The sequence below is a fragment of the Kitasatospora sp. NPDC087315 genome, from assembly GCF_044744345.1.
In the GTDB taxonomy this organism is placed as follows: domain Bacteria; phylum Actinomycetota; class Actinomycetes; order Streptomycetales; family Streptomycetaceae; genus Kitasatospora.
In genome coordinates this window covers 84,658-105,376 of sequence record NZ_JBIUYD010000011.1, presented here as the reverse complement: position 1 = coordinate 105,376, position 20,719 = coordinate 84,658, and the positions used below count along the sequence as shown (strand labels likewise).

The 20,719-nt window shown below is 72.9% G+C and carries 19 protein-coding genes and 3 tRNA genes; 13 read left to right on the top strand and 9 right to left on the bottom strand.

Annotated elements, in window-relative coordinates; genetic code table 11:
* Nucleotides 1-20 precede the first annotated feature (20 nt).
* The 4 genes from ACIO5D_RS17725 (at nt 21) to fabF (ending at nt 3,756) form a co-directional block, all read left to right on the top strand.
* Nucleotides 21-971: an ACP S-malonyltransferase gene (locus ACIO5D_RS17725; protein WP_400796167.1), complete on the top strand. Its 951-nt coding sequence runs from the start codon at nt 21-23 to the stop codon at nt 969-971.
* Nucleotides 968-2,002, top strand: a complete 1,035-nt coding sequence (locus ACIO5D_RS17720) for a beta-ketoacyl-ACP synthase III (RefSeq protein ID WP_363607154.1) — start codon at nt 968-970, stop codon at nt 2,000-2,002. Before ACIO5D_RS17725 ends, ACIO5D_RS17720 begins: the two co-directional genes overlap by 4 nt.
* Nucleotides 2,003-2,083: 81 nt before the next feature.
* Complete coding sequence (locus ACIO5D_RS17715; RefSeq protein WP_363607155.1) at nt 2,084-2,332, top strand: acyl carrier protein; 249 nt, start codon at nt 2,084-2,086, stop codon at nt 2,330-2,332.
* 158 nt (nt 2,333-2,490) lie between these two features.
* Nucleotides 2,491-3,756: a beta-ketoacyl-ACP synthase II gene (gene fabF, locus ACIO5D_RS17710; protein ID WP_363607156.1), complete on the top strand. Its 1,266-nt coding sequence runs from the start codon at nt 2,491-2,493 to the stop codon at nt 3,754-3,756.
* 132 nt (nt 3,757-3,888) lie between these two features.
* Here fabF and ACIO5D_RS17705 read toward each other — a convergent pair whose 3' ends face one another.
* A complete protein-coding gene (locus ACIO5D_RS17705; RefSeq protein ID WP_363607157.1) occupies nt 3,889-4,383 on the bottom strand; it encodes a DUF3145 domain-containing protein in 495 nt (164 codons plus the stop codon).
* Nucleotides 4,384-4,731: 348 nt separating this feature from the next.
* Nucleotides 4,732-5,757: an NADP-dependent oxidoreductase gene (locus ACIO5D_RS17700; protein WP_400796164.1), complete on the bottom strand. Its 1,026-nt coding sequence runs from the start codon at nt 5,755-5,757 to the stop codon at nt 4,732-4,734.
* A gap of 127 nt (nt 5,758-5,884) precedes the next feature.
* On the opposite strand from ACIO5D_RS17700, the gene ACIO5D_RS17695 reads away from it, so the two are divergent.
* Both ACIO5D_RS17695 and ACIO5D_RS17690 read left to right on the top strand, forming a co-directional pair.
* The gene (locus ACIO5D_RS17695) at nt 5,885-6,349 is read left to right on the top strand and encodes a MarR family transcriptional regulator (protein WP_363607159.1); all 465 of its coding nucleotides are present in this window, start codon (nt 5,885-5,887) and stop codon (nt 6,347-6,349) included.
* A 170-nt stretch (nt 6,350-6,519) separates the two neighbouring features.
* Nucleotides 6,520-8,031, top strand: a complete 1,512-nt coding sequence (locus tag ACIO5D_RS17690; protein ID WP_400652094.1) for an LCP family protein — start codon at nt 6,520-6,522, stop codon at nt 8,029-8,031.
* 43 nt (nt 8,032-8,074) lie between these two features.
* On the opposite strand, the gene ACIO5D_RS17685 is transcribed toward ACIO5D_RS17690, so the two are convergent.
* Together ACIO5D_RS17685 and ACIO5D_RS17680 are read right to left on the bottom strand one after the other, a co-directional pair.
* Nucleotides 8,075-8,989, bottom strand: coding sequence for a 1-aminocyclopropane-1-carboxylate deaminase/D-cysteine desulfhydrase (locus ACIO5D_RS17685; protein WP_400652092.1), 915 nt, complete (start codon nt 8,987-8,989; stop codon nt 8,075-8,077).
* 235 nt (nt 8,990-9,224) lie between these two features.
* Nucleotides 9,225-9,298 (bottom strand) — tRNA-Ile (locus ACIO5D_RS17680).
* A 189-nt stretch (nt 9,299-9,487) separates the two neighbouring features.
* Here ACIO5D_RS17680 and ACIO5D_RS17675 point away from each other — a divergent pair.
* Both ACIO5D_RS17675 and ACIO5D_RS17670 read left to right on the top strand, forming a co-directional pair.
* Entirely contained in the window at nt 9,488-10,333 is an 846-nt protein-coding gene (locus ACIO5D_RS17675; protein ID WP_400652086.1) for a trypsin-like serine peptidase, read from the top strand.
* A gap of 117 nt (nt 10,334-10,450) precedes the next feature.
* On the top strand, nt 10,451-11,197 hold the full coding sequence (locus ACIO5D_RS17670) for a trypsin-like peptidase domain-containing protein (RefSeq protein ID WP_363607163.1): 747 nt from the start codon (nt 10,451-10,453) through the stop codon (nt 11,195-11,197).
* 123 nt (nt 11,198-11,320) lie between these two features.
* Here ACIO5D_RS17670 and ACIO5D_RS17665 read toward each other — a convergent pair.
* Together ACIO5D_RS17665 and ACIO5D_RS17660 are read right to left on the bottom strand one after the other, a co-directional pair.
* Nucleotides 11,321-11,393: transfer RNA gene (locus tag ACIO5D_RS17665), tRNA-Asn, on the bottom strand.
* Between the two features lie 61 nt (nt 11,394-11,454).
* Nucleotides 11,455-11,527 (bottom strand) — tRNA-Asn (locus ACIO5D_RS17660).
* Nucleotides 11,528-11,770: 243 nt separating this feature from the next.
* On the opposite strand from ACIO5D_RS17660, the gene ACIO5D_RS17655 reads away from it, so the two are divergent.
* The 4 genes from ACIO5D_RS17655 to ACIO5D_RS17640 all read left to right on the top strand — a co-directional run bounded on the left by ACIO5D_RS17655 (nt 11,771) and on the right by ACIO5D_RS17640 (nt 15,351).
* Nucleotides 11,771-12,067, top strand: a complete 297-nt coding sequence (locus ACIO5D_RS17655; RefSeq protein WP_400652338.1) for a hypothetical protein — start codon at nt 11,771-11,773, stop codon at nt 12,065-12,067.
* A 118-nt stretch (nt 12,068-12,185) separates the two neighbouring features.
* A complete protein-coding gene (locus tag ACIO5D_RS17650) occupies nt 12,186-13,616 on the top strand; it encodes an FGGY family carbohydrate kinase (RefSeq protein WP_400796162.1) in 1,431 nt (476 codons plus the stop codon).
* 85 nt (nt 13,617-13,701) lie between these two features.
* Complete coding sequence (locus ACIO5D_RS17645; RefSeq protein WP_363607168.1) at nt 13,702-15,105, top strand: glutamate decarboxylase; 1,404 nt, start codon at nt 13,702-13,704, stop codon at nt 15,103-15,105.
* A 66-nt stretch (nt 15,106-15,171) separates the two neighbouring features.
* On the top strand, nt 15,172-15,351 hold the full coding sequence (locus ACIO5D_RS17640; RefSeq protein ID WP_363607169.1) for a hypothetical protein: 180 nt from the start codon (nt 15,172-15,174) through the stop codon (nt 15,349-15,351).
* Here the strand turns inward: ACIO5D_RS17640 and ACIO5D_RS17635 are convergent.
* The 3 genes from ACIO5D_RS17635 to ACIO5D_RS17625 all read right to left on the bottom strand — a co-directional run bounded on the left by ACIO5D_RS17635 (nt 15,348) and on the right by ACIO5D_RS17625 (nt 19,902).
* Nucleotides 15,348-16,442: an RNA polymerase sigma factor gene (locus tag ACIO5D_RS17635; protein WP_400652336.1), complete on the bottom strand. Its 1,095-nt coding sequence runs from the start codon at nt 16,440-16,442 to the stop codon at nt 15,348-15,350. The genes ACIO5D_RS17640 and ACIO5D_RS17635 overlap by 4 nt on opposite strands.
* 200 nt (nt 16,443-16,642) lie before the next feature.
* Entirely contained in the window at nt 16,643-18,550 is a 1,908-nt protein-coding gene (gene dnaG / locus ACIO5D_RS17630) for a DNA primase (protein WP_363607171.1), read from the bottom strand.
* A 41-nt stretch (nt 18,551-18,591) separates the two neighbouring features.
* Nucleotides 18,592-19,902 (bottom strand): deoxyguanosinetriphosphate triphosphohydrolase, encoded by a 1,311-nt coding sequence (locus ACIO5D_RS17625; RefSeq protein ID WP_400652078.1) that lies wholly within the window; start codon nt 19,900-19,902, stop codon nt 18,592-18,594.
* A 327-nt stretch (nt 19,903-20,229) separates the two neighbouring features.
* Here ACIO5D_RS17625 and ACIO5D_RS17620 point away from each other — a divergent pair, with 327 nt between their 5' ends.
* Nucleotides 20,230-20,655, top strand: a complete 426-nt coding sequence (locus ACIO5D_RS17620) for a YjdF family protein (RefSeq protein ID WP_400796159.1) — start codon at nt 20,230-20,232, stop codon at nt 20,653-20,655.
* Nucleotides 20,656-20,719: the final 64 nt, after the last annotated feature.

Below are 20,719 nucleotides of genomic sequence, written 5' to 3'. Positions count from 1 at the left end.
TGGCGAGAGAGGGTTGAACCGTGCTCGTAATCGTCGCCCCTGGACAGGGTGCCCAGTCCCCCGGTTTCCTCAGCCCCTGGCTGGAGGTCGACGGTGTCGCCGACCGCCTGCGCGGCTGGTCGGAGGTCGCCGGGCTCGACCTGGTGCACGCCGGAACCGAGGCGTCCGCCGAGGAAATCAAGGACACCGCCGTCGCCCAGCCGCTGCTGGTCGCGGCCGGCCTGGTGACCGCCCACGCACTGTTCCCGGACGAGGACAGCGCCCGGACGCTGGTCGGCGCCGTGGCCGGCCACAGCGTCGGTGAGATCACCGCCGCCGCCGGTGCCGGGGTGCTCACCGCGCACGACGCGCTCACCTTCGTCCGTGAGCGCAGCCTGGCGATGGCCGAGGCCGCCGCGGCCACCGAGACCGGCATGATCGCCGTCCTCGGCGGCGAGCCGGAGGCCGTCGCGGCCAAGCTCGCCGAGCACGGCCTGACCCCGGCCAACAACAACGGCGGCGGCCAGATCGTCGCCGCCGGCACGCTGGCCCAGCTGGAGGCCCTGAAGGCCGACCCGCCGGCCGGTGCCCGGCTGATCGCGCTCAAGGTCGCCGGCGCGTTCCACACCGAGCACATGGCGCCGGGCGTCGAGCGCCTGGCGAAGCTGGCCCCGACCCTGTCGGTCGCCGACCCGAAGGTCACCTACCTCTCCAACCGGGACGGCGCGGTCGTGTCGTCCGGTACCGACGTGCTGGACCGCCTGGTGTCGCAGGTCTCCAACCCGGTCCGCTGGGACCTGTGCATGGAGACCCTGCGGGAGCTGGGCGCGACCGCCGTCATCGAGCTCGCCCCGGCGGGCACCCTCACCGGACTGGTCAAGCGCAACCTCAAGGGTGTGGCGACGCTTGCCCTGAAGACGCCCGCCGACCTCGACAAGGCCCGTGAGCTGGTCGCGGAGCACGGCGGTCAGGACCAGGAGAACGAGGCATGAGAAGCGCCCCTCAGATCCGCCCGGCCATCGGCGCGCAGTACTCGCGCATCCTCGGTGTCGGCGGCTACCGCCCGGTCCGGGTGATCCCGAACGCCGAGGTGCTGAACTGGATCGACTCCTCGGACGAGTGGATCCGCACCCGGAGCGGGATCGCCGAGCGCCGCTGGGCCGGTCCGGACGAGAGCGTCGCCGAGATGTCGGTGCAGGCCTCCGGCAAGGCGATCGCCCAGGCCGGACTCACCCCGGACCAGATCGGCGGCGTGATCGTCGCGACGGTCTCGCACCTCAAGCAGACCCCCGCGATCGCCACCGAGATCGCCGAGCGGCTCGGCTGCGGCACCGCCCCGGCCTTCGACATCTCGGCCGCCTGCGCCGGCTTCGGCTACGGCCTGAGCCTGGCCGACGGCATGATCCGCGGCGGCAGCGCCGAGTACGTCCTGGTGATCGGCGTCGAGCGGCTCAGCGACCTGACCGACCAGTCGGACCGCTCGACCGCATTCATCTTCGGTGACGGCGCGGGCGCGGCGGTCGTCGGCCCGTCCGACACTCCCGGCATCGGCAAGGTCATCTGGGGCTCGGACGGCTCCCAGAAGGACGTCATCACGCAGACCCAGGCCTGGGACACCGCCTTCGCCAAGGAGGACGCCGTCAACGGCGCGGGCCCGGAGACCAAGTGGCCAGCCCTGCGGATGGAGGGTCAGACGGTCTTCCGCTGGGCGGTCTGGGAGATGGCCAAGGTGGCCCAGCAGGCGCTGGACGCCGCCGGGATCACCGCCGACCAGCTCGGCGCGTTCATTCCGCACCAGGCCAACATGCGCATCACGGACGCCATGATCAAGGCGCTGAAGCTGCCCGACACGGTGCCGGTCGCCCGCGACATCACCGAGACCGGCAACACCTCCGCGGCCTCCATCCCGCTGGCGATGGAGCGCATGCTGGAGAGCGGCGAAGCCTCCAGCGGCGACCTCGCACTGATCATCGGGTTCGGGGCGGGTCTGGTCTACGCCGCGGCAGTCGTTACGCTCCCCTAGGCGCGTTTCGCCCCACTTATCCCGCAAGCCTGCGTCCGTCCGCCGGGCGGCCGCATTCAACACCGAAGAGGAGCAGCCAGTATGGCTACCAAGGACGAGGTCCTGGAAGGTCTCGCTGAGATCGTCAACGAGATCGCCGGCATCCCGACCGAGGACGTCGAGCTCGACAAGTCCTTCACCGATGACCTGGACGTCGACTCGCTGTCCATGGTCGAGGTCGTCGTGGCCGCCGAGGAGCGCTTCGACGTGAAGATCCCGGACGACGAGGTCAAGAACCTGAAGACCGTCGGCGACGCGGTGGACTACATCCTCACCAACGCCGACGCCTGAGCGATCGACGCGTTCGATTCACTCGACGACGTCTGACCGTCGGCCGGCTCCCTGAGCCGGCCGACTCTCCGGCCGGGACGCCCTGTTGGGCGCCCCGGCCGGGTCCCACCCCCCGGCGCGCCGCCGAACGCCGCACAAACGTGAGAGAAGAAGATCCAGTGACCGCTGAAAACCGTACCGTGGTAGTCACGGGTATCGGCGCCTTCACGCCGCTGGGCGGCGACGCCGCCACCACCTGGGAGAACCTGGTCGCCGGGCGTTCCGGAGTGGCGGTTCTGACCGAGGAGTGGGCTGCCGACCTGCCCGTCCGGATCGCCGCGCGCACCGCCGTCGAACCGGGCGAGATCCTGCCCCGTCCGCTGGCCCGCCGGCTGGACCGCTCGGCGCAGTTCGCGCTGATCGCCGCCCGTGAGGCGTGGGCCGACGCCGGCTACGAGACCCCGGCCACCGACGACTCCTCCAAGCTCACCCCCGAGCGTCTGGGCGCCGTGATCGCCTCCGGCATCGGCGGCGTCACCACGCTGCTCGACCAGTACGACGTGCTGAAGGAGAAGGGCTCCCGCAAGGTCTCCCCGCACACCGTCCCGATGCTGATGCCCAACTCCCCGGCGGCCAACGTCGGTCTGGAGGTCGGCGCCCGCGCGGGTGTGCACACCCCCGTCTCCGCCTGTGCCTCCGGCGCCGAGGCGATCGGCTACGCGATCGAGATGATCCGTTCCGGCCGCGCCGACGTCGTGGTGGCCGGCGGTACCGAGGCCGCGATCCACCCGCTGCCGATCGCCGCGTTCGCCAACATGATGGCGATGTCCAAGAACAACGACGAGCCGCAGCGCGCCTCCCGCCCGTACGACAAGGGCCGGGACGGCTTCGTGCTCGGCGAGGGCGCGGGCGTGGTCGTGCTGGAGTCGATCGAGCACGCCGAGGCGCGCGGTGCCCGGATCTACTGCGAGGCCGTGGGCCAGGGCCTGTCCTCGGACGCCCACCACATCGCCCAGCCCGAACCCACCGGTGCCGGCGTGGCCCGCGCGCTCGCCGACCTGTTCGACCGCAACCAGCTGGACAAGGCCGAGATCGTGCACGTGAACGCGCACGCCACCTCGACCCCGCAGGGTGACACGGCCGAGCTGAAGGCGCTGCGCAAGGAGCTCGGCGAGCACCTCGACCACATCGCCGTCTCGGCCACCAAGTCGATGACCGGTCACCTGCTGGGCGGCGCCGGCGGTATCGAGACCGTCGCCACCGTGCTGGCCCTGTACAACCGGATCGCCCCGCCGACCATCAACGTCGAGGAGCTGGACGACGACGTGGACGCGGACATCGTGCGCGACGAGGCCCGCCGGCTGCCCGAGGGGCGGATCGCGGCGCTGAACAACTCGTTCGGCTTCGGCGGCCACAACGTGGTGCTGGCCTTCCGCACCGTCTGAGGCCCTCGGGGCGGGCCCGGCCTTCCGTGACGGAGGTCCGGCCCGGCCCACACGAAGGGGTCCGGCGCTCATCGCGAGCGCCGGACCCCTTTCGCGTCCGCCGGTCCGCTCGGGCCCGAGCGGACCGGTCGCTCAGACCACCTGGTGCAGCCAGCGCACCGGGGCGCCCTCGCCGGCGTACCGGAAGGGCTCCAACTCGTCGTCCCAGGGCTTGCCGAGCAGCCGGGAGATCTCGGCCTCCAGGTCGGCGCCCTCGCTGCGGGCGCGGAGCAGCACGGCGCGGAGCCTGTCCTCGGGGATCAGGATGTCGCCGTGAATGCCCGTGACGGCGTGGAAGATGCCGAGCGTGGGCGTGCTGCTGTACCGCTCGCCCTCCGCCGTGGCGCAGGGCTCGCTGGTCACCTCGTACCGCATCAGCTGCCAGCCGCGCAGCGCGGAGGCGAGCTTCGAGGCCGTGCCGGGCTCCCCCTTCCAGGAGAGTTCGGCACGCCAGTGTCCGGGCGAGGCCGGCTGGCGGATCCAGTCCAGGCTCACCCGCACACCAAGCACCCCCGCTACGGCCCACTCGACGTGCGGGCACAGCGCGCGGGGCGCGGAGTGGATGTACAGGACTCCACGTGTCGTCACCGGGACCTCCAGGCTGTGGACGAGGGTCGCCTTCCCCAGCTGCCTCGTGCCTGCAGTTGATCCACAGTTACCCACGCTAGCCGACATTAAGCCACTAATTTGAGCAAAACGGACAGGCTTTCGCTCAATGCTAGTCGAATCCTCAACGAGGTCCACCCCCCGGTCGGATCTCTCCCCCGAACGGCCCCATCGCCAGGCGGGACCACCGTACCGCGCCGCCCTGCACGATGGATGACGCACTTTCGGATCCGACCGGAATGCGGTAGTGCGGCCCGGCTCCCCGCGCCCGGTGCGCAAACCGCCCCGCGCCCGGGTGGGCGGCGGGGCGGTCGCGGTCGTGATCCGGCGTCAGCCGTCCAGGCGGACCAGCATCTTGCCGGTGTTGGCGCCGCGCAGCAGGTCGAGGAAGGCGTCGACCGCACTGTCGATGCCCTGGGTCACCGTCTCGCGGTACTTCAGCTCACCCGAGCGCACCCACGCGGAGACCTCCTCGACGAACTTCGGCTGAAGGTCGTAGTGGTCACCCACGAGCAGCCCCTCCATGCGGAAGCGCTTGGCGATGATCTGCGCGAGGTTGCGGGGGGCCGGGGTCGGCTCAGTGGCGTTGTACTGCGAGATCATGCCGCACACCGCGATGCGCCCGTGCAGGTTGATCGAGTCGATCGCCGCTTCGAGGTGCTCGCCGCCCACATTGTCGAAGTACACGTCGATGCCGCCGGGAGCCGCCGCCTGAAGCTGCTCGGCGACCGGACCGTTCTTGTAGTTGAACGCGGCGTCGAATCCGTACTCCTCCACGAGGAGCTTGACCTTCTCGTCCGAGCCGGCGGAGCCGATCACCCGCGCCGCACCCTTCAGCCTGGCGATCTGGCCGACGATGCCACCCACGGCGCCGGCGGCGCCGGACACGAACACCGCGTCGCCGGCCTTGATCTCCGCAATCCGCGTCAGACCCGCGTAGGCGGTCAGACCCGGCATGCCCAGCACACCCAGGTAGGTGGAGAGCGGCGCGGCGTTCGGGTCCACCTTGACCGACGCCCTGGCCTCGAACGTCGCGTACTCGCGCCAGCCGAAAGAGTGCAGGACATGGTCACCCTCGGCGAAACCCTCCGCCCGCGAGGCGACGACCCGGCCGACCGCGCCACCCAGCATCGGCCTGTCCAGTTCGTACGGTTCCGCGTACGACTTGCGCGACGACATCCGGCCGCGCATGTAGGGGTCGACCGAGAGATAGGCGTTACGGACCAGGATCTCGCCCGGGCCGGGGGCCCGGACCGGCACCTCGACCAGCGCGAAGTCCGTCGGGACCGGCCAGCCCTCCGGGCGGGCGGTGAGGTGCCATTCACGGGCGGTGGCGGGCGCTGCCTGCTCTGCCATCAGGTGTGCTCCTTGAGGTTCCGGGTGATCCCCGGGCGATTACCGCTCGACCTGAAAGGTTGAGCGACTGAAGTAACGATGGACATGAAAGGTTCATGTTGTCAACTGTTCCGGTAGACTGTCCCCCATGGACACCCAGCAGGCCGGGACCGCCATGCCGCAGCCCGACGAGATCACCCGTGAGGTCGTCGACCTGATGGCCAATCTGGTCGCGCTCTTCCACCGCGAGTACGAGGAGGCCGCCGCCGCCCGCTCGCTCACCGGCGCGCAGGCCAAGGTCCTCGCCCTGCTGCGGCGCGGTCCGATGCCGATGCGCCACATCGCGCAGACGCTCAGCTGCGAGCCGTCCAACATCACCGGCATCGTCGACCGCCTGGAGTCGCGCGGCTTCGTGACCCGGGAGGCCGACCGGCAGGACCGCCGGGTCAAGCTGGTCGCCGCCACCGACACCGGCGCGGCCGCCTCCGAGGAACTGCGCGAGTCGCTGAACTTCGCCCGCGAACCGCTCGCCGCCCTCGGTGCGGACGAGCGGACCGTCCTGCGCGACCTGCTCCGCCGGATGCTCGCGGGGGCCTCCGGCCCGGGGGCGTGAGAAGCATCACAGCCCCTACGGCGGATCCGGCCGAATTGGCCGCCTGTCGGATGTAACCGAACACTTCGCCGAAACGTCTAATGTTCGAGACTTTGGCACCGGTCTGCCCGGAGGGCGGCAGGCGGCGCGGGAAGCCGAGACGAGAAGACGGAAGACGGGGGCCGGAAACGATGAGCAGCAGCCCGCGAAGGCGGCGCATCGTACGGACCGCCGTGGGCCTCGCGGCCGTACTGGTGCTGTCCGTGGCGGGCGCCGGTGCCTGGTTCTACCACCGGCTGGACACCAACATCACCACCTTCGACGCGGGCGGCGTCGCCACCGAGCGGCCGCCGGCCCCCGTCCCGGTCACACCGGGCGCCTCGGTGCCGGTCAACATCCTGCTGCTCGGCTCGGACACCCGGGACGACGGCAACGCCGACCTCGGCGGCGGCGAGGAGGGCGTCGGCCACTCCGACACCGCGATCCTGCTGCACATATACGCCGACCACAAGCACGCCGTCGGCGTCTCCATACCCCGGGACACCCTGGTGACCATCCCGTCCTGCAAGCTGCAGAGCGGCAGGTGGACGGAGCCGAAGACGAACCAGATGTTCAACTCGGCGTTCACCATAGGCGAGTTCCCCCAGGGGAACCCGGCCTGTACGCAGAACACCGTCGAGGCGCTGACCGGCCTGCGGATCGACCACACCATCGTGGTCGACTTCAAGGGCGTCGCCGCGATGACCGACGCGATCAACGGCGTGGACGTCTGCGTCCCCAACGACGTGAACTCGCACAACATCAAGCTCAAGAAGGGCATGCAGAAGATCTCCGGGCAGCCCGCGGTGGACTACCTGCGGGCCCGGTACGGCTTCGGCGACAACTCCGACATCGGGCGGATGAAGCGCCAGCAGGCCTTCCTCTCCTCGATGATCAAGAAGATCCAGGGCCTCGGCTTCTCCCTGCCGACCCTGCTCCCGCTGGCCGACGCGGCCACCCGCTCGCTCACCGTGGACGAGAGCCTGGGCACCGCGATGAAGCTGGTGGACTTCGCCCAGTCGCTGCAGAACATCAAGCTCGCCGACATCACCTTCGTCACCACCCCCTGGCGCTTCGCCGGCAACCGGGTCGCCCTGGTCCACCCCGATGTGGACACGCTCTGGCGGCTGCTGCGCGAGGACCGCACGCTGGACGGGCAGAGCACCGGCCAGGTGAACGGCTCCCCGACCGAGTCCCCGTCCGCCTCCGCCGCGGCCACCGCCACGCCCACCCCGCTGGCGCCCGAGCAGGCGGCCGTACCGGTCCTGGTGGTCAACGGTGTCGGCACTCCCGGGCTGGCCGGGAAGGGCGCCGAGGCGATCCGCGCCAAGGGCTTCCAGAACGTCACCCTGGACGCCCCCAAGGGCGGCCGGCTGAACACCGAGATCGCGTACGACCCCGCGCTGAAGGCCGCCGCCGAGCAGCTGACGCCGCTCTTCCCGCAGGCGCGGCTGGTCGAGGAGCCGGGCTCCGGGGGGATCACCGTGACCCTGGGCCGCGACTACCACCCGACGGCCGCCGCCGGTGCCCCCGACGGTGCCCCGGGTGGCGCGACTCCCGCCGCCTCCGCACCGGGCGGTACGCCGGGCGGTGTCCCCAGCGGCATCGCCGAGAACTCGCGCAGCGCCGACACCGACCCCTGCGCCGACCTGACCTTCGGCTGAGGCCGCGGGACCGGCGCGGGAGCCCGGGCGGGACCGGGCGCGGCTACCGCGGGTCCGGCAGGCCGGTGATCACGGCGGTCAGCCGGGTACCCGCCGGGAAGGCGCCGGCGGCGGCGAGGTCGTACAGGGCGGCCAGGAGCTTGGCGACGTAGCGGCGTTCCAGGGCGATGCCGTGGCGCCGCTCGAAGCCGTCGGCGAAGGCCTCCAGCGCGGCCGGCACCCGGCCGTAGCCGCCGCCGTGGTGGCCGTGGTCGATCCACCAGTTGCCGAACTCGCGTCCGTACGCGGCCCGGTGCAGCCGGGCGACCTCGCCCTCCAGATAGCCGGCGCCACCGCGCAGCACCGCCACGCCCAGCGCCCGGGCGCCCGCCGGCAGGCCGGCCGCGATCCCGGCGAGGGTGCCACCGGTCCCCACCGGGCAGCAGACCACGTCCCGCGCACCGAGACCGGGCAGCTCGGCGGGGACGGCCGCCGCACCGATCACGGCCAGCGGGTTCGAGCCGCCCTCCGGCAGCACCAGGCAGGGGCCCCACCGCCGCCGCAGCTCCGCCTCGACCGCCGGGTCCGTCCCGCAGCGGCCCGCCGTCTCCCGGTACACGGCCCGGGAGAGGAAGGACAGCTCCATGCCGGCCGCCTCGGCCGCCCGCAGCGACCAGTTGCGCGGCGCCCCGGCCAGTTCCTCGCCCCGGACCAGTCCGACGCTCTCCAGGCCCAGCGCCGCCGCGGCCACCGCGACCGCGCGCAGATGGGTGGAGTAGGCCCCGCCGAAGGTCAGCAGCCGGGTATGCCCCTGCTCGACCGCCGCCGCCAGGTTCGGCCCGAGCTTGCGCCACTTGTTGCCCGGCACCGTGGGGTGCAGCAGGTCGTCCCGCTTGAGCCGCAGCTCCACCCCGGCCCGCGCCAGCGCCCCGTCGGTACAGTCCACCAGCGGGGTCGGCAGCAGCGCGGGTTCGAGCATCGGGCCAGGATACGGAAGGGCGCGCGAACGGCGGGCGGCGCTGCGAAAGGAGTTCCCCGCCGGGGGGGGCGTCGGCGTTCCTGCCCCCGCCCGTTCCCATGGCGTTCCCATCCGGGTGAATCTCGGCGTGGCGGGCCCCGGAACGAGCCGTCCTGCTCTACAGTCAGATCCAGAGAGTGGCATGTTTCTGCAGGTCAGCCACACCATTTGTCAGATGATCTGTTACATCTGATAGTGGGGCGGGTGGGACTCGAACCCACGACCAAGGGATTATGAGTCCCCTGCTCTAACCGGCTGAGCTACCGCCCCGGTTCGCCGTGCACGCCGGTGGTCCGGTCGCGGCAGCAGCAGACAGCCCCGAATGGCCGTCCCGGGCAGCATAGCCGGTCGGTCACCCCTGGTGCGCGCCGGGGGCGCACATCGGCACGCACGGATTCGCGCCTCCCCGGGCGGAGCAACCGGTTGATGAGGGCACCACGAGGCGGGGAGCCTGGGCGGATGACGGTACGTGAGGCGGTGGCGGCGGGCGTCGTGGTGACGGTGCTGGCCGCGGCGGGCTGCACCACCCCGGCGGGGCCCGGCGGCGGCACACCGACGGTGAGTTCGCACCCGCCCTCGGCGTCCGCCGACACCCACGGATGGAGCAGGCAGCGGCTGCGGGCCGCGCTCGGCCGGCAGACCGGTGTCACCCGCACCGCCAAGCCCACCGTGCTCAACGGGCTGGTCGGCGCCGTCTTCACCCGCAACGCCGAAGGCGACCACTTCTGCACCGCCAGCGTGGTCGACAGCGCCGGACTCAACCTGATCGTCACCGCCGCGCACTGCGTCTGGGACCCCCGGCTCGGCCAGCGCGGCGACCTGGTGTTCGTGCCCGGCTACCGGGACGGCGGGACCCCGAGCGGCGTCTGGCCGCTGCTCGCCGTCACCGTCGACCAGGCCTGGAAGAACGGTGCCGACCCGGACGTGGACGTCGCCTTCGCCGTCGTCCAGTCACAGAACGGGCAGCAGGTGCAGCAGGTGCTCGGCGCGAACAAGCTGGGCGTCAACCGCGGCCACCGGCTGCCGGTGCGGGTCACCGGCTACCCCGGCACCAGCGATGTGCCGATCACCTGTGCCAACACCACCGTCGAGCAGAGCCCCACCCAACTGCGGATCGACTGCCCCGACTACACCGGCGGCACCAGCGGCAGCCCCTGGGTGACCGACTTCGACCCGGCCACCAGAACCGGCACCGTGGTCGGGGTGATCGGTGGCTACCAGGAGGGCGGCGACAGCCCGGACACCTCGTACAGCAGCTACTTCGGGGACCGCGTCCAGGCCCTGTACGACCGCGCCACGGGATAACCGCCGGGGCCGGACGGGTCGGCAGTGGCGCCGCCGGGCGCGGACTGGTAGATCTTCCTCACGAACGGCGGTACGCACGACCCGCAGTGCCCGCCCCGAGGACAGGACGGAACCCCGATGGCCTCCCGCCCGGTACGGCCCGTGCTCGCGGCACGGACGGTCGCGCTGGCGGCCCTGCTGCTTGCCACCGGTACCGCCTGCGGCGGGAGCGAGGAGTCGCGAACCGCCGAGGTGGCGCCGCAGACCCCGGCGGGCGACCGGATCGGCACCCTCTCGGTCCGCACCGCGCAGGGGCCCCGGGCCTGCACCGCGAGTGTGGTGACCAGCCCGAGGCGCAATCTGCTGGTGACCGCCGCGCACTGCGTGCAGAGCCGCCGGATCGGCCTGCTGGACGGCCTGGTGTTCACTCCCGGCTACCGCAACGGGTACTCGCCCCACGGGAGTTGGCCGGTCGCCTCGGTCACCGTCGATCCGCGCTGGGCCGAGGGCGACGACCCGGAGTACGACGTGGCGTTCGTCACCGTGCGGCCGGTGGACGGCCGGGAGATCGAGGACACGGTCGGCGGCAATCCGCTGGGCACCGGACAGGGCTTCGGGCTCACGGTCTCGGTGACGGGCTACCCCAACACCGGCGACGAGCCGATCACCTGCTCGGCCCTGACCAGTTCACAGAGCCCGACCCAGGAGCGGTTCGACTGCCGCGGCTACACGGACGGCACCAGCGGCAGCCCGTGGGTCACCACGGCGGGCGCGGTGATCGGGGTGATCGGCGGCTACCAGGAGGGCGGCGACAGCCCCGGCACCTCGTACAGCATCGCCTTCGACAACCGGGTCGCCGAGCTGTACCGGCAGGCCACCGCCTGAACCGGCCGGGCCGCCGGGGGCCGCAGGTGAAACACAGGAGGCAGGGGGGCGGGGCAACACGAAGGCCCCCCGGTCGTCCGAGGGGCCTTCGCTCTGAGCAGTCACCGGGCGGACCCGATGCAGCTCCCGCATTTGGACTCGAACCAAAAACCTGCCGGTTAACAGCCGGCTGCTCTGCCAATTGAGCTATGCGGGATCGCGGTACACCACTGCCGTACCACGGCCAGGACGGCCGACCCAGAGGCCTGCCACCTGAGCTCCCCCAATTGGACTCGAACCAATAACCTGCCGATTAACAGTCGGCTGCTCTGCCAATTGAGCTATGGGGGATCGAGCTTCCGCTTCGGGCCCGGCTTCCCGGGTTCCTCGGCGCTCGCTGCGGGACATACATTAGCGCACTCGGGGGGGTGGTCCGCCAATCGCTTTCCCCGGCCTCCCCGGCGGGCCCCTGCCCGGCGCGCCCCGCGCGCGCCCCACAAGGACCCCGGGGGATGCTGGGGGCGCGGACGGTTCGCCGCCCCGGCGGACGGGTAGGGCAATGCGGCAGAGGCCGCCAGGAGAGGGTGGAATCCGATCATGTGGAAGCTGTCGTTGATCGTCGGGCTCGCAGCGGGCTACGTCCTGGGCTCGCGGGCCGGGCGCCAGCGCTACGAGCAGATCGCCAAGGTGACCCGGCAGGTCGCCCAGAACCCCAAGGTGCAGAGCGCGGCCGACAAGGCGAAGCACCAGGCCGGCGCGGTGGCCGGGAAGGCGGCCGGTGCCGTCGCGGGCAAGGTGGGCGACCGGCTGCCGCAGTCCGTCGCCGACCGGGTGCCGTACTTCAACCGCCCCCGGGTCGAGGACGACAGCTGGGGTACCTTCCGTCCGTGACGGGACGGTGACGGCCTGGTGACGGCCGGCCCTCCCGGGCCCCACGCCGGAGGTACCGGACGGACAAAACTTGCCCGCGCCGACCGCGTCCGGGCCCGGGCTGAGGCATGATCTCGACATGGCCATCGTCGCGGGGATAGACAGCTCGACCAGTCGCACCCGGATCGTCGCGTGCGACACCGAGACCGGCGCGGTGCTGCGGTCCGGCAAGGCGCCGCACCCCGTGCCGGAGGGCCCCGACGTCCGGCCCGGCGAGGCCGACCCGCAGATCTGGCTGCACTCGCTGGGCGACGCGGCCGCCGGCGGCCTGCTGGAGGGCGTCCGGGCGATCGGCGTCAGCGCGCAGCAGCACGCCATGATCGGCCTGGACGCCGGCGGCGTGCTGGTGCGGCCCGCGATCCTCTGGAACGACCCGCGCTCCAGCGGCGCCGCGGCCGCCCTGCTGGACGCGCTCGGCGGCCCGGCCGCGTGGACCGCCGCCATCGGCGCCGTCCCCGGCCCCATGTACACCATCGCCAAGCTGCGCTGGCTGGCGGAGTTCGAGCCCGCCGCGGCCCGCCGGGTGGCCGAGGTGCTGCTGCCGCACGACTGGCTGGTCTGGCAGCTGCTCGGCCACCCCAAGCGGCGCACCACCGACCGGGGAGACGCCTCCGGCACCGGCTACTGGTCTCCGATCACCGGCGAGTACCGGCAGGACCTGGTGGAGCTGGCACTCGGTCACGAGCTGCGGCTGCCCGACGTGCTCGGCCCCGCCGAGCCCGCCGGGCACACCCCCGAGGGCCTGCTGATCTCGGCCGGCACCGGGGACAACATGGCCGCCGCGCTCGGCCTCGGCCTCGGGCCGGGCGACGCCGTGGTCTCGCTCGGCAGCTCCGGGACGATCTTCGCGGTGCACGAGCAGGCCGTGGTGGACGCCACCGGGCTGGTCTCGTCCTTCGCCGACGCCACCGGCCGCCACCTGCCGATGGTCGCCACCCTGAACGCCGCCCAGGTGCTCCGCTCCACCGCCGCCCTGCTCGGCCAGGACCTGGCGGGCCTGAGCGAGCTGGCCCTGCAGTCCTCCCCCGGCGCGTACGGGGTGGTGCTGCTGCCCTACCTGGACGGCGAGCGGACGCCCGCCCTGCCGCACGCGGCCGGCACGCTCACCGGGCTGCGGACCGAGTCGATGACCCCGCAGCACCTGGCCCGGGCCGCCGTCGAGGGCATGCTCTGCAACATCGCGGACGCGCTGGACGTGCTGCGCGCCCAGGGCGTGGCGGTGAAGCGGGTCTTCCTGCTCGGCGCGGCCGGGCGGCTGCCGGCCGTCCGCCGGATCGCTCCGATGCTGTTCGGCATCCCCGTCGTGGTCCCGCCGCCGGGGGCCCACGCGGCCCGCGGCGCGGCCCGGCAGGCCGCCTGGGCGCTCGCGGGCACCTCCCAGCCGCCGCGCTGGGAGCTGCCGGAGGCCGTCACCGTCACGCCCGACCCCGAGCAGGACCTCCCGGTCGGCTCGGCGGTGCGCCAGCAGTACCGGGCCGCCCGCGAGCAGATCCACCCGGAGACCGCGTAGCCGGGCCGGTGAAGATGCGTCACCCGCCGGCCGATGGCAGCGTGGGAGGCCACGCGGCCATCGCAGTGAAGGGCGGCACGACCTCATGGCGCTGCACAAGGGAGCCGGCGACGACCGCCGGCTGACCGTCAGTCCGTTCGTCGGCACGGCCGACCCGCTGGGCCCGATGGAGCTGGCACCGCCGCTGCACCGGCTGGGCGACGGGCCGGTGCCGGCCGACACGGCCTACCAGCTGATCCACGACGAGCTGCTGCTCGACGGCAACGCCAGGCTCAACCTGGCGACCTTCGTCACCACGTCGATGGAGGTCCAGGCCATCCGGCTGATGACCGAGTGCCTGGACAAGAACATGATCGACAAGGACGAGTACCCGCAGACCGCCGAACTGGAGCGGCGCTGCGTGGCGATCCTCGCCGACCTCTGGCACGCCCCCGACCCGGACGGCACGGTCGGCTGCTCCACCACCGGCTCCAGCGAGGCCTGCATGCTGGCCGGCCTCGCCCTCAAGCGCCGCTGGATGCGCCGCAACCCCGAGCGCTACGCGGCCGGCGCCCGGCCCAACCTGGTCATGGGCGTCAATGTGCAGGTCTGCTGGGAGAAGTTCTGCAACTTCTGGGAGGTGGAGCCGCGCCTCGCGCCGATGGAGGGCGAGCGCTACCACCTCGGCCCCGAGCAGGCGGTGGCGCTCTGCGACGAGAACACCATCGGCGTGGTGGGCGTGCTCGGCTCCACCTTCGACGGCTCCTACGAGCCGGTGGCGGAGATCTGCGCGGCCCTGGACGAGCTCCAGCAGCGCACCGGTCTGGACGTCCCGGTGCACGTGGACGGCGCCTCCGGCGGCATGGTCGCGCCCTTCCTCGACCCCGAGCTGGTCTGGGACTTCCGGCTGCCCCGGGTCGCCTCGATCAACACCTCCGGCCACAAGTACGGCCTGGTCTACCCGGGCGTCGGCTGGGCCCTGTGGCGCGACAAGGAGGCGCTGCCCGAGGAACTGGTCTTCCGGGTCAACTACCTGGGCGGCGAGATGCCGACCTTCGCCCTGAACTTCTCCCGCCCCGGCGCCGAGGTGGTCGCGCAGTACTACGTCTTCCTGCGGCTCGGCCGGGACGGCTTCCGGGCCGTCCAGGGCGCCTGCCGCGAGGTCGCGGTCTACCTGGCCGGGCGGATCGAGGCGCTCGGCGGCTTCCGGCTGCTGACCCGCGGCGACCAGCTGCCGGTCTTCGCCTTCACCACCACCGAGGACGTGCCCTTCGACGTCTTCGACGTCTCCCGGCGGCTGCGTGAACGCGGCTGGCAGGTGCCCGCGTACACCTTCCCGGAGAACCTGCAGGACCTCTCGGTGCTGCGGGTGGTCTGCCGCAACGGCTTCTCCAGGGACCTGGCCGACCTGCTGCTCGCCGACCTCGGCCGGCTGCTGCCGGAGCTGCGGCGCCAGCCCGGCCCGCTCCGGGAGCTCGGTGTGCCACCGAGGACGGGCTTCCACCACTGAGCCGGTGACGGTGCCCGGCGGGGCTTCTGACGGCGCCTCACGGCTCCGGGGGATTCCGGGGCGGACGTGGTCGCCACCTTCCAGGTCTGCGGCCACCAGCCGGCCGGCAACGGCTGCACGATGGCCGTCTCCGACCTGGCGCACATGGTCGCCTCCGCCCCGATCCCGATCGGCCCGGCCTCGCCGCCGGCCGCCGTAGCCACTGAGCAGCCGAGCGCCGCCGTGACCGCCGCCGGGCAGTCCTAATCGAGGTAGCCCCGTAGCTGTTCGGCGAAGGCGTGGTCGCGGAGCTTGACCAGGGTCTTGGACTCGATCTGCCGGATCCGTTCCCTCGTCACGCCGAACAGCGCGCCGATCTCCTCCAGGGTGCGGGGGCGGCCGTCGTCCAGGCCGTAGCGGAGCTGGACGACCTGGCGCTCCCGTTCGCCGAGGGTGGCCAGCACCGCGTCCAGGTGCTGGCGCAGCAGCAGGAAGGTGGCGGACTCGGCGGGAGAGGCGGCGTCGGCGTCCTCGATCAGGTCGCCGAGCGCGACATCGTCCTCCTCGCCGACCGGGGTGTGCAGCGAGATCGGTTCCTGGGCCAGCCGGAGCAGCTCGCGCACCCGCTCCCCGGTGAGCTCCAGGACGGCCGCGATGTCGGCCGGGCCGGGCTCGGCCCCGCGTTCCTGGAGCAGGGAGCGCTGTACCCGGACCACCCGGTTGATCAGCTCGACCACGTGCACCGGGACCCGGATCGTCCGGGCCTGGTCGGCCAGCGCCCGGCTCATCGCCTGGCGGATCCACCAGGTGGCATAGGTGGAGAACTTGTAGCCCCGGGCGTAGTCGAACTTCTCCACCGCCCGGATCAGCCCCAGATTGCCCTCCTGGACCAGGTCCAGCAGGGTCAGCCCGCGGCCGACGTAGCGTTTGGCGACCGAGACCACCAGCCGCAGATTGGCCTCGATCAGCCGGCGTTTGGCGATCCGTCCGGCCAGCACCAGGGTGTCCAGCTCGGCGGCCAGCGGCTCGGGGGGCGGCGGCTCGCGGTTCAGCCGCTCCTCGGCGAACAGGCCGGCCTCGATCCGGCGGGCCAGTTCCACCTCCTCCTCGGCGTTGAGCAGGCGGATCCGGCCGATCTCGCGCAGGTACTGGCGGAGCAGGTCCGCCGCGGGGCCGGTCGCCTCGGCGGGCGTGCGGCCGGGCTCGCGGTCGGGATCGGGGCCGAGGTCACGACCGCGGACGGGCCCGGGGTCCGCGTCCACCGGCGGGTCCGGGGCCTCGGGGTGGCCCTGCGCGGGCACCCGGGCTCCGGCCGGAGGCGGTGCCCCGGCCCGGCCGTGGTCGTCGTGGGGGGCGATCGGGTCGGTGGCCGGTCCGGCGGTGGTCGGTCCGGCGGCGGCAAGGCCTTGCTCCACGGGCACCCCCCGGGGCGGGCGCGACTCTGGCGGACCCGCGCTGTACGAAGGTGGGACGCCCTCCAGTGTGCGGTACGCCACGCTCCGTGGCCGAGACTCGTGCGCGGACTTTCTGCGGCGGGCCCGGCCCGCGGCGCCCGGCCCTACAGCGCCGCGGCGCCCCGGCTCCGGAGCTGCTGCCCGTACTGCTGGAGCTGCCACAGCTCGCTCTGCACCGCGTGCAGCTCCTCGGCGGCGGCCCGGGTACCGAGCCGCTGGAGGTGGGCGCGAACCTCGTCCACCCGCCGGTCCACGGCCAGCATCCGCAGCTTGACCAGGAACTCCCCCGCGTAGACCGCGTCCACCTTGCGGCGCGACCGCACCGGTTCCACGGTCAGCTCGGTGACCAGCGAGCGCACCTGGTCGTCCGGGGCCGCCTCGCGCACCACACTGGTGAAGTCGGCCAGGGTGGCCCCGTACGCGGCGCCGCCGGCCTGGGCGACGGCGCGGCGCACGGCGGTGTACGGCGGGGTGGGGAACTCGTCCTCGGCGTAGTGGTCGAAGGCCGGGCTGACCAGGTCCGGGTGCTGGAGGGCCAGCTTGAGCAGCTCGCGCTCGACGAACTGGGCCGGGTCGCGCGGGTTGAGCCGGAACACCGGACGGGCGGGGCGGACGGGCTGCGCGGGTTCGGGGCGGCGGGGCCGGCCGTTGCCGCGCGGGTTCTGCTGGCGCTCGCGGTCCCAGCGGGCCAGCTGGGAGACGCGGCGGATCACGAACGGCTCGTCCAGGATGCCGAGCATGCCGGCCAGCCGGACGGCGTACTCGTGCTGGATCGAACGGTCCTTGATCTTGGCCACGATCGGCGCGGCCTCCTCCAGCGCCGCCGAACGGCCCTCGGGGGTCTCCACCCGGTGCCGGGCGACGGCCGAGCGCAGCGCGAACTCGAACAGCGGGACCGGGTTGTCGATGAGTTCGCGGACCGCGTCGTCGCCCTTGGCCAGGCGCAGGTCGCACGGGTCCATGCCACCGGGGCTGACCGCGATGGAGGTCTTGGCGGCGAACTTCTGGTCGTCCTCGAAGGCCCGCAGGGCCGCCTTCTGGCCGGCCGCGTCGCCGTCGAAGGTGAACACCGTCTCGCCGCGGTACTGCGAGGTGTCCATCAGCAGCCGGCGGATGATCTTGATGTGGTCCTCGGCGAAGGCGGTGCCGCAGGTGGCCACCGCCGTGGTGACGCCCGCGAGATGACAGGCCATCACATCGGTGTAGCCCTCGACCACCACCGCCCGGCCCGACTTGGCGATCTCCTTCTTCGCCAGGTCGATCCCGTACAGCACGTGGGACTTCTTGTAGATCGGCGTCTCGGGGGTGTTGAGGTACTTCGGCCCGTTGTCGTCCTCGCGCAGACGGCGGGCGCCGAAGCCGACCGTCTCACCCGCGATGTCGCGGATCGGCCAGACCAGCCGGCCCCGGAAGCGGTCGATCAGGCCGCCGCGCTGGCCCTGCGAGGCCAGGCCGCCGAGCAGGATCTCCTTGTCGCTGAAGCCCTTGCCGCGCAGGTAGCGCACCAGGTTCTCCCAGCCGGCCGGGGCGTAGCCGACGCCGAAGGTCTGCGCGGCCTGTTCGTCGAAGCCGCGTTCGGCGAGGAAGCGGCGGCCGATCTCCGCCTCCGGCGAGGCCAGCTGCTCCTGGTAGAAGGCGGAGGCCACCTTGTGCGCCTCGACCAGCCGGGTGCGCTCGCCCTGCTGGTGGCGGGGGCTGTAGCCGCCCTCCTCGTAGCGGAGCGTGATGTTCGCCTGGGCGGCCATCCGCTCGACGGCCTCGGCGAAGGTGAAGTGCTCGATCTTCATCAGGAAGGCGATCGTGTCGCCGTTCTCCTGGCAGCCGAAGCAGTGGAAGACGCCCTTGGCGGGGTTGACGTAGAAGGAGGCGGACTTCTCGTCGTGGAAGGGGCAGACGCCCTTGTACTCGCCGCCGCCACCGTTGGTCAGCTGTACGTAGTCGCCGACCACCACGTCGATCGGCAGTGCGCTGCGCACCGCCTGTACGTCTTCGTCCCTGATCCGCCCGGCCACTCCGGAAGTCTACGTCCACCCCGGCCGGTTCCCGACGGCTCTCACGCCCGGACGCCGTCGACCAGGCGGGAGTGCAGGGCCAGCGCGGAGGCGTCGGTGAGGGTGGCGATCTGGTCGATCACGGCGCGGAGGGCGGCGCGGTCGTCCTCGGCCTCGCGGTAGAGGGCGCCGAACACCGGATCCAGTCCCTCGGGGGCGCGCCGGATCAGCACCTCGGCCAGCTCGGCGATCACGATCCGCTGGCGGGCCCGGAGCTGGGCCTGCTCGTCGCGCTGCATCACGAACCGGACGGCGACCGCCTTGAGCACCGCGCACTCCAGCCGGACCTCGCGCGGCACCACCAGCTCGGCCGCGTACCGGCTGAGCCGGCCGGGGCCGTAGCGGGCGCGGGTGGCCTGCTCGGCGGCGAGGCAGAAGCGGCCGATCAGCTGGCTGGTGAGGTCCTTCAGGCCGGCGCGGGCGCGGGCCGAGCCGTCGTACGCGTTCGGCCACCACTCCTGGGCGAGCAGCCGGTCGAGGGCGGCGGACAGCTCCTCGGGCCCGGCGTCCCGGGCGTAGCGCTCGGCCACCTTGAACAGCTCGGCCCGCTCGCCCGGGGCGCGCAGCACGGCCGGGTCGATGTGGCCGGCCTGGAGGCCGTCCTCGACGTCGTGGGTGGAGTAGGCGACGTCGTCGGCCCAGTCCATGACGGTGGCCTCGAAGCACTTGCGACCGGCCGGGGAGCCGGCCCGCATCCAGCGGAAGACCGGCAGGTCGTCGGCGTAGACCCCGTACTTCGGCGAGGCCGGGTCGGTGGGGTGGGCGCCACGGGTCCACGGGTACTTGGTGGCGGCGTCCAGCGCGGCGCGGGTGAGGTTGAGGCCGACGCTGCGGCCGGGCCAGGGCGCGAGCCGGGCGGGCTGTTCGTCCTGCGGGGCGAAGCGCTTGGGTTCGAGGCGGGTGAGGATGCGCAGCGACTGCGCGTTGCCCTCGAAGCCGCCGCAGGCCTCGGCGGCCTGGTCGAGCGCCTCCTCGCCGGTGTGGCCGAACGGCGGGTGGCCGATGTCGTGGGCCAGGCAGGCCGTCTCCACGAGGTCCGGGTCGCAGCCGAGGGCCGCGCCCAACTCCCGCCCGACCTGGGCGCATTCGAGCGAGTGGGTCAGCCGGGTGCGGGGGAAGTCACTGCGCATCGGGGCGACGACCTGGGTGGTACCGGCCAGCCGGCGCAGGGCCGCGGAGTGGAGCACCCGGGCGCGGTCGCGCTGGAACGCCGTCCGGCCGGGGCGCTTGTCCGGTTCGGGCACCCAACGGGCCTCGGCGGCGTGGTCGTACGGGATCGGGGCGGCGGTGAGGCGGTACGCGGTGTCGTCCATATGCCCCACACGGTACGCCGCGGCCCCGACACCGGAAGTGTGCCGCGCGTGAAGGGGCGCGGGCCGGGGGGTGAACGCTCGCGGACGCGAACGTGCCGGGCACCCCCGGCCGAACGGGCCCGGGGCGCGCGGGAAAACGGCTGGAGCGAGTACCACGGCCGCTCGTACGATCGGCGGCGGGAACGCGCGAAAACACAGCCCCGGTCGGTAGTCCGGGCGCCGTCGGACCGGCCGGCGGTCAGTAACCTCCCCTCCCAGGGTGTCCGGCGTGTTCCTCCCGTCGCGCGGTCGCGCGCGGGACACGGCACGACCATGGGAGGACGCACCATGCCGAGCACGTTCAGCGTGTTCTTCGACGACCCGTTCTGGGTCGGGGTGTTGGAGATCGCGGGCTCCGGCGGAGTCCGCGCGGCCCGGCATGTCTTCGGGGGCGAGCCCGGCAACGCGGAGCTGCTGGCGTTCGTCCGCCAGGACTTCGGCCGGCTGCTGGACGCCGCGCTGGCGGCGCCCGAGGTGGCCGCCGAACGGCGGGCGCGGCAGCCCCGGGTGAGCCCCAAACGCCTCGCCCGGCAGGCCGCGAAGGAGCAGACGGCCCGCCCGCTGAGCACCGCCGCCGAGGAGGCGCTGGCGCGGGCCCACCAGGATGCCGGGCACCTCAACCGGGCGGCGGCCAAGCGCCGCGCCGCCCAGGAGGCCGCGGAGCGGCGGGCGGCGGCCCGGCACCGGGCCAGGGAGCGGCACCGCGGGCGGTGACCGGGCGGCCCGGCGCCGCGGCGGCCCTGGTCGGGACGGCTCTGGTCGGGACGGCTCTGGTCGG

What these genes read in the sequence shown, in the direction of transcription:
- ACIO5D_RS17720 (WP_363607154.1), top strand. Translation starts at nt 968, where the DNA reads ATGAGAAGCGCCCCTCAGATCCGCCCGGCCATCGGCGCGCAGTACTCG.
- ACIO5D_RS17715 (WP_363607155.1), top strand. Translation starts at nt 2,084, where the DNA reads ATGGCTACCAAGGACGAGGTCCTGGAAGGTCTCGCTGAGATCGTCAAC.
- ACIO5D_RS17700 (WP_400796164.1), bottom strand. Translation starts at nt 5,757, where the DNA reads ATGGCAGAGCAGGCAGCGCCCGCCACCGCCCGTGAATGGCACCTCACC.
- ACIO5D_RS17695 (WP_363607159.1), top strand. Translation starts at nt 5,885, where the DNA reads ATGGACACCCAGCAGGCCGGGACCGCCATGCCGCAGCCCGACGAGATC.
- ACIO5D_RS17690 (WP_400652094.1), top strand. Translation starts at nt 6,520, where the DNA reads ATGAGCAGCAGCCCGCGAAGGCGGCGCATCGTACGGACCGCCGTGGGC.
- ACIO5D_RS17685 (WP_400652092.1), bottom strand. Translation starts at nt 8,989, where the DNA reads ATGCTCGAACCCGCGCTGCTGCCGACCCCGCTGGTGGACTGTACCGAC.
- ACIO5D_RS17675 (WP_400652086.1), top strand. Translation starts at nt 9,488, where the DNA reads ATGACGGTACGTGAGGCGGTGGCGGCGGGCGTCGTGGTGACGGTGCTG.
- ACIO5D_RS17670 (WP_363607163.1), top strand. Translation starts at nt 10,451, where the DNA reads ATGGCCTCCCGCCCGGTACGGCCCGTGCTCGCGGCACGGACGGTCGCG.
- ACIO5D_RS17650 (WP_400796162.1), top strand. Translation starts at nt 12,186, where the DNA reads ATGGCCATCGTCGCGGGGATAGACAGCTCGACCAGTCGCACCCGGATC.
- ACIO5D_RS17645 (WP_363607168.1), top strand. Translation starts at nt 13,702, where the DNA reads ATGGCGCTGCACAAGGGAGCCGGCGACGACCGCCGGCTGACCGTCAGT.
- ACIO5D_RS17625 (WP_400652078.1), bottom strand. Translation starts at nt 19,902, where the DNA reads ATGGACGACACCGCGTACCGCCTCACCGCCGCCCCGATCCCGTACGAC.
- ACIO5D_RS17620 (WP_400796159.1), top strand. Translation starts at nt 20,230, where the DNA reads ATGCCGAGCACGTTCAGCGTGTTCTTCGACGACCCGTTCTGGGTCGGG.